This is a genomic window from Oceanobacter sp. 4_MG-2023, assembly GCF_030689165.1.
Taxonomy (GTDB): domain Bacteria; phylum Pseudomonadota; class Gammaproteobacteria; order Pseudomonadales; family Oceanobacteraceae; genus Oceanobacter.
Genome location: NZ_JAUYVV010000008.1, coordinates 68,181 through 82,977 on the forward strand (window position 1 = coordinate 68,181; position 14,797 = coordinate 82,977).

General features: G+C 55.3%; 20 protein-coding genes. 2 read left to right on the plus strand and 18 right to left on the minus strand.

Annotation, left to right across the window (positions count from 1 at the left end):
- Nucleotides 1-7 precede the first annotated feature (7 nt).
- The 15 genes from Q8W24_RS07865 to Q8W24_RS07935 form a co-directional block, all read right to left on the minus strand.
- A complete protein-coding gene (locus Q8W24_RS07865) occupies nt 8-454 on the minus strand; it encodes a DUF4426 domain-containing protein (RefSeq protein WP_303434692.1) in 447 nt (148 codons plus the stop codon).
- A complete protein-coding gene (gene metW, locus Q8W24_RS07870; protein WP_303434714.1) occupies nt 454-1,050 on the minus strand; it encodes a methionine biosynthesis protein MetW in 597 nt (198 codons plus the stop codon). Before metW ends, Q8W24_RS07865 begins: the two co-directional genes overlap by 1 nt.
- Nucleotides 1,051-1,070: 20 nt before the next feature.
- Nucleotides 1,071-2,225, minus strand: coding sequence for a homoserine O-acetyltransferase (locus Q8W24_RS07875; protein ID WP_303434691.1), 1,155 nt, complete (start codon nt 2,223-2,225; stop codon nt 1,071-1,073).
- Between the two features lie 64 nt (nt 2,226-2,289).
- The gene (gene tatC, locus Q8W24_RS07880) at nt 2,290-3,051 is read right to left on the minus strand and encodes a twin-arginine translocase subunit TatC (protein ID WP_305415467.1); all 762 of its coding nucleotides are present in this window, start codon (nt 3,049-3,051) and stop codon (nt 2,290-2,292) included.
- Nucleotides 3,048-3,503, minus strand: coding sequence for a Sec-independent protein translocase protein TatB (gene tatB / locus Q8W24_RS07885; protein WP_305474968.1), 456 nt, complete (start codon nt 3,501-3,503; stop codon nt 3,048-3,050). The genes tatC and tatB overlap by 4 nt, the downstream gene beginning before the upstream one ends.
- Nucleotides 3,503-3,757 (minus strand): Sec-independent protein translocase subunit TatA, encoded by a 255-nt coding sequence (tatA, locus tag Q8W24_RS07890; protein WP_303434688.1) that lies wholly within the window; start codon nt 3,755-3,757, stop codon nt 3,503-3,505. Before tatA ends, tatB begins: the two co-directional genes overlap by 1 nt.
- A gap of 21 nt (nt 3,758-3,778) precedes the next feature.
- Nucleotides 3,779-4,111: a histidine triad nucleotide-binding protein gene (locus Q8W24_RS07895; protein WP_303434687.1), complete on the minus strand. Its 333-nt coding sequence runs from the start codon at nt 4,109-4,111 to the stop codon at nt 3,779-3,781.
- A 36-nt stretch (nt 4,112-4,147) separates the two neighbouring features.
- A complete protein-coding gene (locus Q8W24_RS07900; RefSeq protein WP_303434686.1) occupies nt 4,148-4,480 on the minus strand; it encodes a phosphoribosyl-ATP diphosphatase in 333 nt (110 codons plus the stop codon).
- A 41-nt stretch (nt 4,481-4,521) separates the two neighbouring features.
- Nucleotides 4,522-4,905 carry a phosphoribosyl-AMP cyclohydrolase gene (gene hisI / locus Q8W24_RS07905; protein WP_303434685.1) on the minus strand — a complete coding sequence of 128 codons (384 nt, stop codon included), beginning with the start codon at nt 4,903-4,905 and terminating at the stop codon, nt 4,522-4,524.
- A gap of 127 nt (nt 4,906-5,032) precedes the next feature.
- Nucleotides 5,033-6,670: a ubiquinone biosynthesis regulatory protein kinase UbiB gene (ubiB, locus tag Q8W24_RS07910; RefSeq protein ID WP_305474970.1), complete on the minus strand. Its 1,638-nt coding sequence runs from the start codon at nt 6,668-6,670 to the stop codon at nt 5,033-5,035.
- A gap of 3 nt (nt 6,671-6,673) precedes the next feature.
- Nucleotides 6,674-7,336: an SCP2 domain-containing protein gene (locus tag Q8W24_RS07915; protein ID WP_305474971.1), complete on the minus strand. Its 663-nt coding sequence runs from the start codon at nt 7,334-7,336 to the stop codon at nt 6,674-6,676.
- Nucleotides 7,336-8,097: a bifunctional demethylmenaquinone methyltransferase/2-methoxy-6-polyprenyl-1,4-benzoquinol methylase UbiE gene (gene ubiE / locus Q8W24_RS07920; protein WP_303434682.1), complete on the minus strand. Its 762-nt coding sequence runs from the start codon at nt 8,095-8,097 to the stop codon at nt 7,336-7,338. Before ubiE ends, Q8W24_RS07915 begins: the two co-directional genes overlap by 1 nt.
- Before the next feature lie 192 nt (nt 8,098-8,289).
- Nucleotides 8,290-8,880: a YggT family protein gene (locus tag Q8W24_RS07925; protein ID WP_303434681.1), complete on the minus strand. Its 591-nt coding sequence runs from the start codon at nt 8,878-8,880 to the stop codon at nt 8,290-8,292.
- Nucleotides 8,881-8,968: 88 nt separating this feature from the next.
- Nucleotides 8,969-9,787 (minus strand): pyrroline-5-carboxylate reductase, encoded by an 819-nt coding sequence (gene proC / locus Q8W24_RS07930; RefSeq protein ID WP_303434680.1) that lies wholly within the window; start codon nt 9,785-9,787, stop codon nt 8,969-8,971.
- Nucleotides 9,784-10,527 (minus strand): YggS family pyridoxal phosphate-dependent enzyme, encoded by a 744-nt coding sequence (locus Q8W24_RS07935; protein ID WP_305474974.1) that lies wholly within the window; start codon nt 10,525-10,527, stop codon nt 9,784-9,786. Before Q8W24_RS07935 ends, proC begins: the two co-directional genes overlap by 4 nt.
- Nucleotides 10,528-10,676: 149 nt before the next feature.
- On the opposite strand from Q8W24_RS07935, the gene Q8W24_RS07940 reads away from it, so the two are divergent.
- A complete protein-coding gene (locus Q8W24_RS07940; protein ID WP_303434678.1) occupies nt 10,677-11,711 on the plus strand; it encodes a type IV pilus twitching motility protein PilT in 1,035 nt (344 codons plus the stop codon).
- A 34-nt stretch (nt 11,712-11,745) separates the two neighbouring features.
- Entirely contained in the window at nt 11,746-12,861 is a 1,116-nt protein-coding gene (locus Q8W24_RS07945; RefSeq protein ID WP_303434677.1) for a PilT/PilU family type 4a pilus ATPase, read from the plus strand.
- 6 nt (nt 12,862-12,867) lie between these two features.
- Here Q8W24_RS07945 and Q8W24_RS07950 read toward each other — a convergent pair whose 3' ends face one another.
- From Q8W24_RS07950 to moaE, 3 genes are all read right to left on the minus strand, one after another.
- Nucleotides 12,868-13,686, minus strand: a complete 819-nt coding sequence (locus Q8W24_RS07950; protein WP_303434676.1) for a class III extradiol ring-cleavage dioxygenase — start codon at nt 13,684-13,686, stop codon at nt 12,868-12,870.
- A 75-nt stretch (nt 13,687-13,761) separates the two neighbouring features.
- On the minus strand, nt 13,762-14,223 hold the full coding sequence (locus tag Q8W24_RS07955; protein ID WP_303434675.1) for an isoprenylcysteine carboxylmethyltransferase family protein: 462 nt from the start codon (nt 14,221-14,223) through the stop codon (nt 13,762-13,764).
- A 75-nt stretch (nt 14,224-14,298) separates the two neighbouring features.
- Entirely contained in the window at nt 14,299-14,796 is a 498-nt protein-coding gene (gene moaE / locus Q8W24_RS07960) for a molybdopterin synthase catalytic subunit MoaE (protein ID WP_303434674.1), read from the minus strand.
- Between the last annotated feature and the right edge of the window lies 1 nt (nt 14,797).

The window sequence follows — 14,797 nt, forward strand, 5'->3', positions numbered from 1 at the left end:
GGGTGGATTATTCTTCTTCGTAAAAACGTTGGCTGAAACGGACATCGAAGTGCTTGTTGATGCCATCGGGGGCAACGTCGAGCCGGATTCGATAGGTTTCTTCTTCATCAAAGCGGAACGTCGCAATGTAATAGACGGCGTTGGTTTCCTTGATTTCCTTGAACTGCAGTTCGTTTTCCTGGCCGATCAGGTTTTTTAATGTGCCTTGAATCTGTGCTGTCACTGGCTTGGGCAGGACGTCATCGCCGGGGTTGTTCAGTACCGAAATACTGAGGAATCCCAAGCTGCGCGAGCGTTCTATGCCATAGGCGCTGGCCACGTCTTCACTGAGGAAGCTGCTGGTCAGGCCGATGTAGTGGACTTCATAGTCGCCAAATACCTTTTTTTGTTCACCGCGATCGGCCAGGGCCGTCAGGCTCAATAGCATCAGACAGGTGGTTAGTAGTGCTTTCATCAGCGTCTCCGGGTCAGGTGATAGATGGCAATTTCTCCTAACAGTGCAGGCCAGAAGTTGATCGACCAGTGTTCCTGGTGGTGATCATCCAGCACGGTTTTACGGAGAATCCGAATGTGTTTTTCCGCACACAGTGCTTCAAAGTCGGCCACGGTACACAGGTGAATATTGGGAGTGTTGTACCAGGCATGGGGCAAGGTTTCCGACATTGGCATCCGGCCCTTGAGCGCCAGGTATAGCCGGGTGCGCCAGTGGCCAAAATTGGGGAAGGTGACAATGGCTTCATCACCGATGCGCAGCATTTCGTCGAGCAGGGCATCGGGCCGTTCAACCGCTTGTAACGCCTGGGTCATGATGACGGTATCAATGCTGTTGTCTTTGTAATTACTCAAGCCTTCGTTCAGGTCCTGCTCGATCACGTTGATGCCATTGGCAATGCAGGCGGAGATATTGTCCGGGTTGATCTCCAGCCCATAACCTCGCACGTTTTTGTGCTCTTGCAGGTAGTGTAACAGTTGGCCTTCGCCACAACCGAGATCCAGTACCTGACTGTTGGGTTGCACCCACTGCTGGATAATGGACAGATCGGCTCGCAGGTTGGCCAAAGATGTCTGACTCATGAGTGTTTCTCCACGTCGTTGGCAATGCGGCCCATATAGGCGCGGAGGACCTGGTGGTAGCGGGCGCTGGGCAGCAGGAAGGCATCGTGGCCACCGTCGGAATCAATGCAGGCGTAGCTGACGTTCTTGTCGGCTTCGATCAGGGCGTTGACGATTTCTTCGGAGCGCTCCGGGGCAAAACGCCAGTCGCTGGTAAAGGAGACGACCAGGAAGTGGCAGTGCGCCTGACTCAGGCATTTGACCAGGTCGTTATCGTAATCGCCGGCGGGGTCGAAGTAGTCGAGAGCCTTGGTCATCAACATATAGGTGTTGGCATCAAAGCGGGTGCTGAATTTCTCGCCCTGGTAATGCAGGTAACTTTCGACCTGAAACTCTGGGCTGAAGCTGTAGTTCAGCTTGCCTTCCCGTAGCTCGCGACCAAACTTCTGCCGCATGGCGTCATCCGACAGATAGGTCAGATGGCCCAGCATCCGCGCCTGGGTGAGGCCGACTTTGGGAATGGTGTTGTGTTCCAGATAGTTGCCGTCGTGGAAGTCCGGGTCTTTGGCTATGGCCTGACGGGCGACTTCGTTAAAGGCAATGTTCTGTGCCGACAGTTTGGAGGCTGAGGCAATCACTACGGCGTGACGTAACCGTTCCGGGAATTGAATCGACCAGCGGATAACCTGCATGCCGCCGAGGCTGCCACCGACAACGGCAGCCCATTGCTGGATTCCCAGATGGTCGGCCAGTTGCGCCTGACTGGCAACCCAGTCACGCACGGCAACAATCGGGAAGTCGGGGCCATAGGGCTTGCCGGTTTCCGGGTTTGGGCTGACAGGGCCGGTGGAACCGGAGCAGCCACCCAGATTGTTCAGTGAAACAATAAAAAACTGGCTGGTATCGATCGGTTTGCCCGGCCCGATGGCGTTGTCCCACCAGCCGGGTTTGGCATCATCCATATGATGATAACCGGCAGCATGATGGTCGCCGCTGAGGGCATGACACAGCAGTATGGCGTTGGAACGTTCGGCGTTGAGTTCGCCGTAGGTTTCATAAACGAGGTCGTATTCTGGCAGCACGCGACCACTACGAAGTGTCAGTGGTACATCGGAATGAAATTGCTGGGGAGTAACCAGACCGACGGAATCGTCAGGGATAACTTCCGGCATGGTGGGCGTATTCCTGGAGTATAGAAGCTGGGTAAAAGGCGAGTGTAGCAGTAATCGCGGGGAATCACAGGGTGTCTGTGGCGTCCTGCGGCTCGTCTTCATCGACGGGTTGGCGGATCAGGCGAGCGGCCAGTATTCCCCCTTCAAACAGGGCGTACATGGGCAGCGCCAGAATGGTTTGAGAGATAATGTCGGGAGGTGTCACCAGCATGCCGACAACAAAACAGCCAAGGAAAATATACGGCCGTTTTTCACTCAGGGAGGCAACGGTGGTGATGCCGCTCAAGACCATCAGAAAGGTGGCCACGGGTATCTCGAAGGCAAAACCAAAGGCAAAAAAGATCTTCAGAATAAAGTCGAGTACGTTGGCGATGTCGGGCATAAACGAAATGCCATCCGGCCCGGCCATGGTGAAAAAACCAAACGCCAGCGGCAGGACCACGTAGTAGGCAAACAGAATGCCGGTGTAAAACAGGATGGTGCTGGACAGCAACAGCGGTACGGCAAAGCGCTTTTCATTTTGATACAGGCCCGGTGAGATAAACCCCCAGAGCTGGTGCAGCATAAAGGGCATGGCGATCAGTACCGCCAGTACCAGTGTCAGCTTGAACGGCACCAGAAAGGGTGAGGCAACGCCGATGGCGATCATTTGTCCCTGGGTTTCAGGGAGCAGGACCGAGAGCGGCTGAACCAGTATCAGGTACAGGTCGTTGGCAAAATAGAACATGCCAAGAAACAGTGCCAATACCACCAGCACCGACTTCAGCAAGCGGTTGCGCAGTTCGACCAGATGGGCAATAAGGGGTTGTTCCTGATCCTGGCTCATGATTCGGGCTTGATGTCCTTGGCAGGTGGTGTCGGTATATCGGGCAATATACGGGGTTGGTCGCCGGTACCAGACGGGTATTCAGGGTCGATGGCTGCCGGTGATACGGCTTCCCGGCTGTCGATGGCTGGTCTGGCTGTGGTTGCTGCTGCGGTCGCCGGTTCTGCCACAGGGGGCTGGCCGTGGTCTGTACCCTTTGCGCTGTCCCGCACGGCGGCTGGCCGACGGTCGTCGTCATCGAGAAACGTGGCGTAGGGGTCCTTGAGTTTTTCCCGCAGTTCATCGGCCCGTACCTGGCGCTCCAGTTCATCCTGGAAGCCACTCATGGTACGGCGCACACGGCCAATCATCAGGCCAACGGTACGGGCTGCCTTGGGCAGACGCTCCGGGCCAAGCACCAACAAACCAAGGACGCCGACAACCACAAGCTCCAGAAAGCCGATATCAAACATCAGTGCTTGTCTTTCTGCTCGCTGAAGTCAGCATCTTTTTCCACGCTGCCAGACTGGTCAGACATCAGCGGTTTGGGTTTGGCCGGGGCGGCAGCGTCGTCGTCCTTGTCGGCACCTTCGTTCATTGCACTTTTGAAGTTTTTGATGGCTCCGCCAAGATCACCGCCCATATTGCGCAGTTTCTTGGTGCCAAAAATCACGATCACGATGACCAGGATGATAACCAATTGCCAGATGCTGATACCGCCAAGCATAAGTGTGTCCTCGTTGAGTGCTCAGAATCCGGGCAGCGCAGAGCCGCCCAGAATATGAAAATGCATATGAAATACTTCTTGTCCGCCTTCGACACCGGTATTGGTGATGGTGCGATAGCCGGTCAGGTTCTGGGTGGCGGCAATACGCGGAATAGTCAGCATCAATTTGCCCATCAAGGCGCTGTCTGTGTCGTTGAGGTCGTTGAGATTGACGATATGGCGTTTGGGAATCACCAGCAAGTGAGTCTCTGCCTTGGGGGCAATATCGTGGAACGCCAGAAAATCATCGTCTTCGTAGACCTTGTTGGCCGGAATCTCGCCTGCCACTATTTTGCAAAAAATACAGTCAGTCATCTTGATGTCCTTACGGATAAACGTATGGCAGCGGGGTTATTGGTCGCCGCGTGACGCTTTTTCTTCCAGCCCGGACATATTGAAGCGACGGGCCAGTTCGTTAATCACGGCTTCCGGGCGTTCACCCAGATGCGCCAGCGCTACCAGGCTGTGAAACCAGAGGTCGGCGGTTTCGTAGATAACGTCCTGGTTATCACCACTGCGCTCGGCGTCCTTGGCGGCGATAATGGTTTCGGTGGCTTCTTCGCCCACTTTTTCCAGAATCTTGTTCAGGCCCTTGGTGTACAGACTGGCCACGTAAGAGGAATCTGCCGACGCGCCTTTGCGTTCGTCGAGGATGTCACCCAGGGAGGAGAGAATATCACTCATTTTTATAACAGCTCTGTGAATTATGGAAGATCAGACCCGATCTAGTAGATTTCTTGCGGATCTTTTAATACCGGGTCAACTGCGACCCATTCGCCGTCCTGCCACACTTGATAAAAGCAGCTTTCGCGGCCGGTGTGACAGGCAATGCCGCCTAATTGTTCGACCTGTAACACAATGACATCGGCATCGCAGTCGAGGCGGACTTCATGCAAGGGCTGGATATGGCCCGACTCTTCGCCTTTGCGCCACAGCTTCTGGCGTGAGCGAGAGTAATAAATGGCGCGATTTTCCTCAATGGTCAGAGCGAGGGCTTCGCGATTCATCCAGGCCATCATCAGGATGCGACCGGTTTTGTAATCCTGGGCGATGGCGGGTACCAGACCCTTGTCATCCCATTTTACGGCATCTAGCCAGTTGCTGTTCATGTTGCGTATTACCTGCTGGTCGACACGCTGAAGCCGTGTCGAAAATTCAAACGGTGCCGCCAATGGTGTGGTGACTGGCGCGGTGGTGTTATCCGGGCTGTGAGCATACCGCAAGCGGTTACAGTCGTCAGGCCTTGAGTAATATCCATAACAACCCTAGCAAGCTGATGCTGATACCAAGGGCGTCGGTGATGCCCAGTGCAAAGGCTTGCCACCACAGAAACAGGCCGCCGACGGTCATCAGGCTGGCCAGAATATGATGGCGTTTTTGCTGGTTCTGATATTCCAGTGCCTGACGCAGGGCGGTGATTTCGCGTTGCAACTGCTGCTGGTTTTCGTCCATATGGTTGATGCGAGTGAGCGCACCATGCAGCAGCCCTGGCATTTTCGGGGCTTTTTCGATCCAGGTCGGCAGTTGCCGTTTGAGTTCCTGAAACGCCGCCTTGGGGCCAAAACGGTCACGCACCCAGCGCTCCAGGTAGGGCTTGGCGGTGCTCCACAAATCCAGCTCGGGATACAGTTGACGACCCAGCCCTTCGATATTGAGCAGGGTTTTTTGTAGCAGTACCAGTTGGGGCTGTACTTCCATATTGAAGCGGCGAGCGGTGCTGAACAGCTGGATCAGTACCTGGCCAAAGGAAATCTCCGCCAGTGGTTTTTCAAAGATGGGTTCGCAGACACTGCGAATGGCCGCGGCCAGGTCATGCACCTTGGTGGTCGCGGGTACCCAGCCAGAATCGACGTGTAACTGGGCAACCTGATGATAGTCCTGATTAAAAAAGGCCAGCAGGTTCATGGCCAGATAATGCTGGTCTTCGTCGGTCAGGCTACCGACGATGCCGCAGTCGATACCGATGTATTGTGGCGATTCGGGGTGCTCGCGGGAGACAAAAATATTACCGGGGTGCATATCGGCATGGAAAAAGCTGTCGCGGAATACCTGGGTAAAGAAGATCTCAACGCCGCGTTCGGCGAGCAACTTCATATTGGTGCCCTGGGCCCGCAGCTCATCGATATTGGCCACCGGAATACCGTAAATACGTTCACTGACCATCACGCTGGTGCGGGTGTAATCCCAGTATACTTCCGGAATATAGAGATCGTCGGAGTCGGCAAAGTTGCGGCGCAACTGCGTGGCGTTGGAGGCTTCAATCTGCAGGTTCAGCTCGCCGTAAATGGTGTGGCGGTAATCTTCGACCACTTCCATCGGCTTCAGGCGGCGGGCGTCGGCGGAATAGGTCACGGCCAGTTTTGCCATGGTTTCGAGCAGCTGCAAATCCCGTTCTATCGTATGTTCGATGTTGGGACGAACCACCTTGACTACCACGTCCTTGCCATCAAACAGGCGGGCGGTGTGTACCTGGGCAATGGAAGCCGAGGCCAATGGCGTCGGAGAGAATTCGGCAAACAGCTGCTCGACGGACTGGCCCAGCTGGGCTTCGATCAAGGCGATGGCCTGATCTTCCGGAAAGGGCGGTACCTTGTCTTGCAGGCGTTTCAGTTCCTGCACCATATCGTCGGGCACAAGATCGGGCCGGGTCGAGAGGATCTGGCCAAACTTGATGAAAATCGGTCCCAGTGCTTCCAGCGCCAGTCGCAAGCGGGCACCACGACTGAGGTTGGGCGGTACCGGACTCAGACGCCAGGGTGCTATCCACAGCAGAATCCTCAAACTGAACGGCAGGTGCTGCAGCGGAATCAGGCCATCGAGGCGGTACTTGCTGAAAACAAACAGGATTTTCCATAAACGCCAGAGTCGGGACACGATTTATTTCTCTCCCTTACCTGGTTGCGTCGAACGGCTTGCTTCCAATAACTGGATGCGAGCGGCCAGGCGGTCGGTTGCTAGCTTGAGTTGGTCGATCTGGTCGGCAACCTGATCCATTTCAGTCTGGGAGACCAGTAATCCGGCTTCTTCCACTGCGTAGTCCCGGGCGGCGGCGGACATGGTTTTGGCGGTGGCTTGCCCCCAACTCATCAGGCCCCGCAGGCCTGCGCCGATCTGGTGGGCTATCAGGCCTCCGGTGGCCGGGCTGATCATGGCTTCCCAGTCGATATCGAGTTGATCCATCAGGCGGCTGAGTGCCATGGCCAGTTCGGTGTCACCTTCGATGGCGACAGCGCCTGACATCAGTACACTGGCCTTGTTGTTGGCACGGGCAAGGCTGATAAAGTCGGGCAAGGTACCTGTGAGGGTGACATCCGCCATGGCCAGCTCGTCAGGGTCCTGTTGGGACAGCCCCAGTTCGATGCCCTGGTCGAGAATACGCAGCGACAGGGTTCCGGTCGCCACCAGACGAATATGCACCAGTCGGCCGTTATAGCGGCCCAGCTGTTGCAGGGTGGCAGGATCGTAGCGCAAGGCGTGATTGATTGCCGCTTCCCATGGCAAACACAGGGCATGGGTCAGTTCTGCTGGCAGAGAAAACATCAGGGTTTGATTCCCCGGTGCAAGGCGACCACGCCGCTGGTGAGGTTATGGTAGGAACAACGTACCAGTCCGGCGTTTTCCATCATGCCTTTGAGGGTTTCCTGATCCGGGTGCATGCGGATGGATTCGGCCAGGTAACGATAGCTGTCGGCATCGTTGGTCACCAGTTTGCCCATAAACGGCAGTGCCGAGAATGAGTAGAGGTCGTAGGCCTTGCTCATCAAGGGGTTGGTGGGCTTGGAAAACTCCAGAACCAGCAGGCGACCGCCGGGCTTGAGTACCCGGGTGATGGACGCCAGTGCGCCATCCTTGTCGGTGACATTCCGCAAGCCAAAGGCAATCGTCACCACATCAAAACTGTTGTCTTCGAATGGCAGGCATTCGGCATTGGCCTGGACGTACTCGATATTGCCAACGTAACCCTGATCGGTCAGACGGTCGCGGCCGACATTCAGCATGGAGGAATTGATGTCGGCCAGTACTACCTTGCCTTGAGGGCCAACAATACGGGCGAATTTCTTGGTCAGGTCGCCAGTGCCCCCGGCCAGGTCGAGTACCTGATTGCCTGGGCGAACACCGCTCATTTCGATGGTGATGCGTTTCCACAAACGATGCACTCCGAACGACATCAGGTCGTTCATCAGATCGTACTTGGCGGCGACCGAGTGGAAGACATCGGCAACCATTGCCTGTTTCTCGTCAGTAGCGACGGTTTTGTAGCCAAAATGAGTGGTTTTTTGATCCGGCGGTTGTTGCGACATTAGGCACCTCCAAATGTGGTCGGTCATTTTAGCCATGCGCGCGGCGAATGTCTTGCGCTGTGCCTGTTTGTCGTATGCCGACGGGTAAATCAAGGCGGAGGCAGGTTCTGGATTTGCAGGCCGGAGGAAAGCCGGTGGCGATTGTGCGGGAGAATGGCATGGGCAATCGTTGCCCATGCCACATGGTTGGCATTATATGCCGATGGCGATGCCTGTTGGCATACTGGAGAGTGTGGCCAGTTGGCCAATGACCATGATTTCGAGTACCTGGATCAACAGGAAAGCGATAATCGGCGACAGGTCCAGGCCACCCAGGTCGGGCATGGCATTACGGATCGGACGAATGGCGGGTTCCAGAATCTGGTTGATCAGAATCAGCGCCGGGTTGTAGCTGTTGGGAGCTACCCAGGAGGCGATGACGGTAATCAGCAAGCCCCAGAAGTAGATGTTGAGCCAGAGTGACAGCACACCAATCAGCGCCCATACCAGCAGATAACCCCATGGCAGCATAAATTGACCGGCAATCATCAGAATGGCGACCATTAACAGCAGCTGGGCAAGATAGGTCAGCACCAGTGAGGCGATGTCCAAGCCACCAAAACCGGGAATGACCCGACGCAGCGGCACCAGTAGCGGATTGGAAAAACGCAGAATGAATTGGGAAATCGGATTATAAAAATCCGCCCGTACCAGCTGCAGCAAGAAGCGCAGCAAGAAAATCAGCAATACCATGCTGCCGATGGTGTTCACCAACAGCATTCCAACTTGTGACAGGGGAGACATGATTACTCCGTTTATAGCTTAAAAAAACGCTGTGTGTTCTGGATCAGAAAGTCAGCTGGCTGGCGACATCCCACAGGGTATGCCGATGCTATTCGCTGAGTTCCCGGTTCATTGCTGCCGCACGGTTCTGGGCTGCGGACATGGCTGCCTGAACAATGTCACGAATCCCGGCTTCTTCAAAGGTCAAAACCGCTTGTTCCGTGGTGCCTTTGGGAGATGTAACCCGGCGACGTAATTCATCTGGGCCAACATCGGATTGTGAGGCCATCATGCCAGCGCCGAGTGCCGTTTGGACGGTCAGGGCGCGAGCGGTGTCTTCACTCAGACCGAGTCGGGTTCCGGCCGCGATCATGGCTTCCATCAACAGGAAGTAATAGGCCGGGCCACTGCCTGAGAGTGCCGTTACGATGTCGAGTTCCTGCTCGTCTTTCAGCCAGACGGTGGTGCCGGTGGCCTGCAGCAGCCGGTCGGCACCATTACGCTGGTCGATACTGACGCCGGGGCTGGCCATCAGGCCGGTCGCGCCGGCACTGAGTAATGCCGGGGTATTGGGCATGCAGCGGACAATGGCAGAGCAACCGCTCCACTGTGCCAGGTTCTCCAGGGTGATACCGGCAGCGATGGATACGACCAGTGGCTGGCGTGCCTTGAGGGTTTCCCGCAATGGCTCCAGCACGCTTTTCATCATTTGCGGCTTGACCGCCAGAATCACGGTATTGGCGTTGCGAATGGCTTCCAGGTTGTCGGCAAAAGTCTGGATGCCAAATTGGCTGGCCAGTGCCTGGCGCTTGTCTTCTCCGGGGTCGCTGACCTGAATCATCTGGGCTGACAGGTCGCCCTGGCGTAACAAGCCGCCGATAATGGCGGTGGCCATATTACCGCCACCAATAAATGCGATATGCGTCATAGGGAATCCTCGTGTTTGTCGTGGCCGTCCGTATCAGAGTGGCTCTGCTGTCCGGGACGTGCGCCAAAAATATCTGTGCCGATTCGTACCTGGGTAGCGCCATGGCGTATGGCCAGCTCCAGGTCGTTCGACATGCCCATCGACAGTGTGTCGACGCCGGGGTACTGCTGTTGCAAGGCTTCAAACAGATGTCGCATTTGCTGGAAATGTGCGACCACAACAGCCTCATCTTCACTGGCTTGCGGAATGCACATCAGCCCGCGCAGTTGTAACCGGGGTAATGAGTTTATCATAGCCGCCAGACGGGTGATGTCTGCGGGGGGCAGGCCGGCCTTTTGTGGTTCGGCGCTGATATTCACCTGAATCAGAACATTCAGGGGCGGCAAATGGGGTGGCCGCTGTTCGTTCAGACGCTGGGCGATCTTGTCGCGATCCAGGGTTTCCATCCACTGGAAGTGTTCGGCTACTGCGCGGGTCTTGTTGGATTGTAATGGTCCGATAAAATGCCACTCGATATCGCTCAGACCAGCCAGTGCGGTGATCTTCTCGACCGCATCCTGCAGATAGTTTTCGCCAAAGCGACGCTGACCCAGCTGGTAACAGCTTTCGACCATACTGGCGGGTTTGGTTTTACTGACGGCCAGCAAGCTGACCTCTTCGGGTATCCGGCCGCTGTTCTGGCAGGCCTGCCGGATGCGGTCGCAGACGCTCTGGTAGTGTTCGGCAAGTGTTGTAGACATTAGTTACGCTTTGGTTAGGATTGAGTGGTCGTGCAGAGCATTACACGCTCTGGTATATGATGATCGTATAAAAGGTTGATCCATGCCATCACCTGGCTCAGATATCAGCTGTACGAATAAAATGTTGTGCCTACAGAGGAAAACAGGCGATGGATATTACCGAATTGCTGGCTTTTAGTGCCAAGCAAGGTGCTTCGGATTTGCATTTGTCGGCAGGCTTGCCGCCGATGATTCGTGTTGATGGTGATGTACGCCGGATCAATGTACCGGCACTGGAACATAAAGAAGTGCACTCGCTGGTGTACGACATCATGAATGACAAGCAACGCAAGGATTTCGAGGAATTTCTCGAAACCGACTTTTCGTTTGAAGTGCCAGGGGTCGCCCGCTTCCGGGTCAATGCTTTTAACCAGAACCGGGGTGCCGGTGCGGTATTCCGGACGATTCCGTCCAAGGTTCTGAACATGGACCAGCTTGGTATGGGCGAAGTGTTCAAGGATCTGGCCAGAATCCCCCGTGGCATTGTACTGGTGACTGGCCCGACCGGTTCCGGTAAGTCGACGACCCTGGCAGCCATGATTGATTACATCAATGAAACCAAGCACGACCATATTCTGACCATTGAAGACCCGATTGAATTTGTTCATGAATCGAAAAAAAGCCTGATCAACCAGCGTGAAGTTCACCGCGATACCCTGGGCTTTAACGAATCCCTGCGTTCGGCGTTGCGGGAAGACCCGGACGTGATTCTGGTGGGTGAGATGCGAGATCTGGAAACCATCCGGCTGGCATTGACCGCTGCCGAAACCGGCCACGTGGTGTTTGGTACGCTGCACACCACCTCGGCTGCCAAAACCATTGACCGGATCGTCGACGTGTTTCCCGCGGAAGAAAAATCCATGGTGCGGTCGATGTTGTCGGAATCCTTGCAAGGGGTTATTTCCCAGGCGCTGTTAAAACGCACCGGCGGTGGCCGGGTTGCGTCCCATGAAATCATGATTGGTACACCGGCGATTCGTAACCTGATCCGGGAAGATAAAGTCGCACAAATGTACTCGGCCATTCAGACCGGGGCGTCCTACGGCATGGTGACCATGGACCAGTCGCTCAAAACCTTGCTGTCACGTGGCCTGATTTCCCGTGAAGCTGCGCAGGAAAAAGCCAAAAACCCGGATGCTTTCTAGGCCGGAGTATTGTGACGACATGGAGTAAGCTGTTATGTCGATGGACAAGTTTTTACGTTTGATGGTCGATAAAGGCGCGTCGGATCTGTTTATTACAGCCGGTGTTGCCCCATCGATGAAGGTCAACGGCCAGATTTTGCCACTGAGCAAATCGCCGTTAGCCGCTGAACAGACCCGGGATATTGTTCTGGGTTTGATGAACAGCAAGCAGCAGGATGAGTTTGAAAGTACCAAGGAACTCAACTTTGCGATCAACGCTCGAGGAATCGGGCGGTTCCGGGCCAGTGCATTTTATCAGCGTAACGTCGCCGGTATGGTGTTGCGGCGTATCGAGACCCGGATTCCCAGTGTTGATCAGCTCGGTTTGCCCGAGATTATCAAAGAGCTGGCGATGACCAAGCGGGGTCTGATTCTGTTTGTGGGAGCGACCGGTACGGGTAAGTCCACCTCGCTGGCGTCGATGATTGGTTTTCGCAACCATAACAGCAAGGGTCATATTCTCAGTATTGAAGACCCGATTGAATATATTCATCAGCATGACGGCTGCATCATCACCCAGCGTGAAGTGGGTCTGGATACCGAAAGCTTTGAAGTGGCATTGCGGAACTGCCTGAGGCAGGCCCCGGACGTGATTATGATTGGTGAGGTACGTTCGCCGGAAATTATGGAAAATGCGGTGACCTTTGCCGAGACCGGGCACTTGTGTCTGGCCACGCTACACGCCAACAACGCCAACCAGGCACTGGAACGGGTGATTCACTTTTTCCCACCGGAGCGGCACGGTCAGGTGTGGATGGATTTGTCACTTAACCTGAAGGCGATTATTGCCCAGCAACTGATTCCAACGCCGGATGGTCGTTCACGTCGGGCGGTCATTGAGGTGCTGATCAATACACCGTTGGCATCGGACCTGATTCGCAAGGGCGAAGTTCATGCCCTTAAGCCTTTGATGAGAAAATCCACCGAAGCGGGGATGCAAACCTTCGATCAGGCCTTGTACCACTTGTATGAACAAGGCGAGATTACTTACGAAGATGCGCTGGCCCATGCGGACTCTGCCAACGATCTGCGCTTGATGATCAAGCTGGCATCCGAAAGTGATGCCGAGCATCTGACCGGTATGAGCAAAAGCTTCAAACTCGAAAACTAACGCATGTCATGCCCGGCTGTATTCGATAGCGGATATCCAGGCACCACCAAAGCAGCCGTTATAAACAATGTGGCCAGGGTCCTGGCCAGCGGCTCCGGCAATCACCATCATCGGCAGCAGATGCTCTTCCCTTGGATGCACCAGCCGGGCGTTGGGAGCCGATACCCAGTCGGCCAGTTTGCGTTCCCGTTCGGTGGGCGCTTGCAGGGCAATTTCCTGCAACCATTCATCAAATGGCCGGGACAGTTGCTGGCTGGTTGGGGTGCACAGCTGGCGCAGGTTGTGAAACGACATGCCACTGCCAATAATCAGTACACCTTCGTCCCGCAATGGCTGTAATGCCTTGCCAATCTGGATGTGATGGGCCGGATTCAGGCTGCCCAGCATCGACATCTGCAGTACCGGAATATCTGCTTCCGGGAACATCACTTTCAGTGGCACAAAGGTGCCGTGGTCGTAACCGCGCTGATCATCGCTATCGGTGGCAAAGCCAGCCTGGTGAAGCAGTTCGGCGACCCGTGGTGCCAGTTGTGGGGCGCCGGGAGCGGGCCATTGGATATGATAGGACGCGGGTGGAAAATTGTAATAGTCATACAGCATGGGCGGATGGGGTGCGGTTGCCAGGGTGATAACCGGTGCTTCCCAGTGCGCTGAAATGACCAGCAAGGCCTTGGGTCGTTGTGGCAGGGTAGCAGGGTAGTGTCGCAGGAACTGGCGCAGTGCCTGCATTTCGTTGTCACCAAATTGCCCGCCCAGATCCACAAAAGGCCACGGGCCTCCGCCATGAGGAATAAAAACCGTGGGCATGGTTAGTGGCGACGACATAGTGAGCTCCAGCGAGTAATTCTGAGGAAAAGCGGGTAGTGCGAAAGCAGTTGCCCGAAAGACTTGTCAGTTTACTCACAGCCAGCGTGGGACAGTATCCCGATAGCTGGTGAACTCTGTTCCAAAATGTTCGGCCAAGCGTTGCTCTTCCGGCTCGATCTGGAAGCGGTTGAGGTAATAGACAAACACCGGTAACAGCAACAGGGGCAATACGTGAGTCAGGTAAATAGCCCAGCCCGCAAGGTTCAGTAACAGGCCAACGTACATGGGGTTACGGGTATGGCGATAGATACCGGAGGTTACCAGGAACGCGGTGTTTTCCGGTTTCATCGGGTTGATGGTGGTGCGTCGACGGATAAAACTGATCAGTGCGATCAGGTCCAGCCCCAGCCCGGCACCCACACAGCAACCCACCAGAATCTTGTCCATCAGTCCAAGCTGGCTCAGTGTTGGCAGGTTAGGGGATATCAGCCACATGGCGGCGGCAAAAATAATGGCTACCAGTGGCGGGGGTATCATGAGTTCCAGTCGTTTCAAACGTATTGTCCTTTTGGTCGGATCAAGGGTGCGTCAGACTGACCGCAGTGTGTTGTCACGGCTGTTCGTGTCTGGCTATGGTAACGAATCCGGCGTGGCAGGGTTATCCCACTTCTGTCGGGCTTGCGTGTCGCTGCTGCGAGTGTCGACCCAACGCTCCGACAGCGTCTCGCCTGTTGGCCCGATCAAGGTCTCCTTTTTCCAGAACGGGGCCTGGCTTTTGAGAAAGTCCATGATATACGCCGCCGCATCAAAGGCGTTTTGGCGATGGCCACTGGAGACTCCGATAAAGATAATCTGGTCTTCAATATCGAGCGCACCGATACGATGAATCAGCCGCACCCGGCCCAGTGACCAGCGTTTCCTGGCGGCGGCAACGATGTCGGCCAGAGCACGCTCAGTCATGCCGGGATAATGTTCCAGAAACAGACGTGAGATGGTGTCACCCTGATTCTGTTCTCTGACCCGGCCGACAAAAAAGACCACGGCACCATCATCGCGATTGTCCTGACAGAGCTGCTGATATTCGTCGGCAACGGAAAAATCATCACGCTGTACCCGGATATCATCCATA

Excerpts from the sequence above, each read along its gene's own strand:
- Q8W24_RS07865 (WP_303434692.1), bottom strand. The coding sequence starts at position 454 with ATGAAAGCACTACTAACCACCTGTCTGATGCTATTGAGCCTGACGGCC.
- Q8W24_RS07875 (WP_303434691.1), bottom strand. The coding sequence starts at position 2,225 with ATGCCGGAAGTTATCCCTGACGATTCCGTCGGTCTGGTTACTCCCCAG.
- tatC (WP_305415467.1), bottom strand. The coding sequence starts at position 3,051 with ATGAGCCAGGATCAGGAACAACCCCTTATTGCCCATCTGGTCGAACTG.
- tatB (WP_305474968.1), bottom strand. The coding sequence starts at position 3,503 with ATGTTTGATATCGGCTTTCTGGAGCTTGTGGTTGTCGGCGTCCTTGGT.
- tatA (WP_303434688.1), bottom strand. The coding sequence starts at position 3,757 with ATGCTTGGCGGTATCAGCATCTGGCAATTGGTTATCATCCTGGTCATC.
- Q8W24_RS07895 (WP_303434687.1), bottom strand. The coding sequence starts at position 4,111 with ATGACTGACTGTATTTTTTGCAAAATAGTGGCAGGCGAGATTCCGGCC.
- Q8W24_RS07900 (WP_303434686.1), bottom strand. The coding sequence starts at position 4,480 with ATGAGTGATATTCTCTCCTCCCTGGGTGACATCCTCGACGAACGCAAA.
- hisI (WP_303434685.1), bottom strand. The coding sequence starts at position 4,905 with ATGAACAGCAACTGGCTAGATGCCGTAAAATGGGATGACAAGGGTCTG.
- Q8W24_RS07915 (WP_305474971.1), bottom strand. The coding sequence starts at position 7,336 with ATGTTTTCTCTGCCAGCAGAACTGACCCATGCCCTGTGTTTGCCATGG.
- ubiE (WP_303434682.1), bottom strand. The coding sequence starts at position 8,097 with ATGTCGCAACAACCGCCGGATCAAAAAACCACTCATTTTGGCTACAAA.
- Q8W24_RS07925 (WP_303434681.1), bottom strand. The coding sequence starts at position 8,880 with ATGTCTCCCCTGTCACAAGTTGGAATGCTGTTGGTGAACACCATCGGC.
- proC (WP_303434680.1), bottom strand. The coding sequence starts at position 9,787 with ATGACGCATATCGCATTTATTGGTGGCGGTAATATGGCCACCGCCATT.
- Q8W24_RS07935 (WP_305474974.1), bottom strand. The coding sequence starts at position 10,527 with ATGTCTACAACACTTGCCGAACACTACCAGAGCGTCTGCGACCGCATC.
- Q8W24_RS07940 (WP_303434678.1), top strand. The coding sequence starts at position 10,677 with ATGGATATTACCGAATTGCTGGCTTTTAGTGCCAAGCAAGGTGCTTCG.
- Q8W24_RS07945 (WP_303434677.1), top strand. The coding sequence starts at position 11,746 with ATGTCGATGGACAAGTTTTTACGTTTGATGGTCGATAAAGGCGCGTCG.
- Q8W24_RS07950 (WP_303434676.1), bottom strand. The coding sequence starts at position 13,686 with ATGTCGTCGCCACTAACCATGCCCACGGTTTTTATTCCTCATGGCGGA.
- moaE (WP_303434674.1), bottom strand. The coding sequence starts at position 14,796 with ATGGATGATATCCGGGTACAGCGTGATGATTTTTCCGTTGCCGACGAA.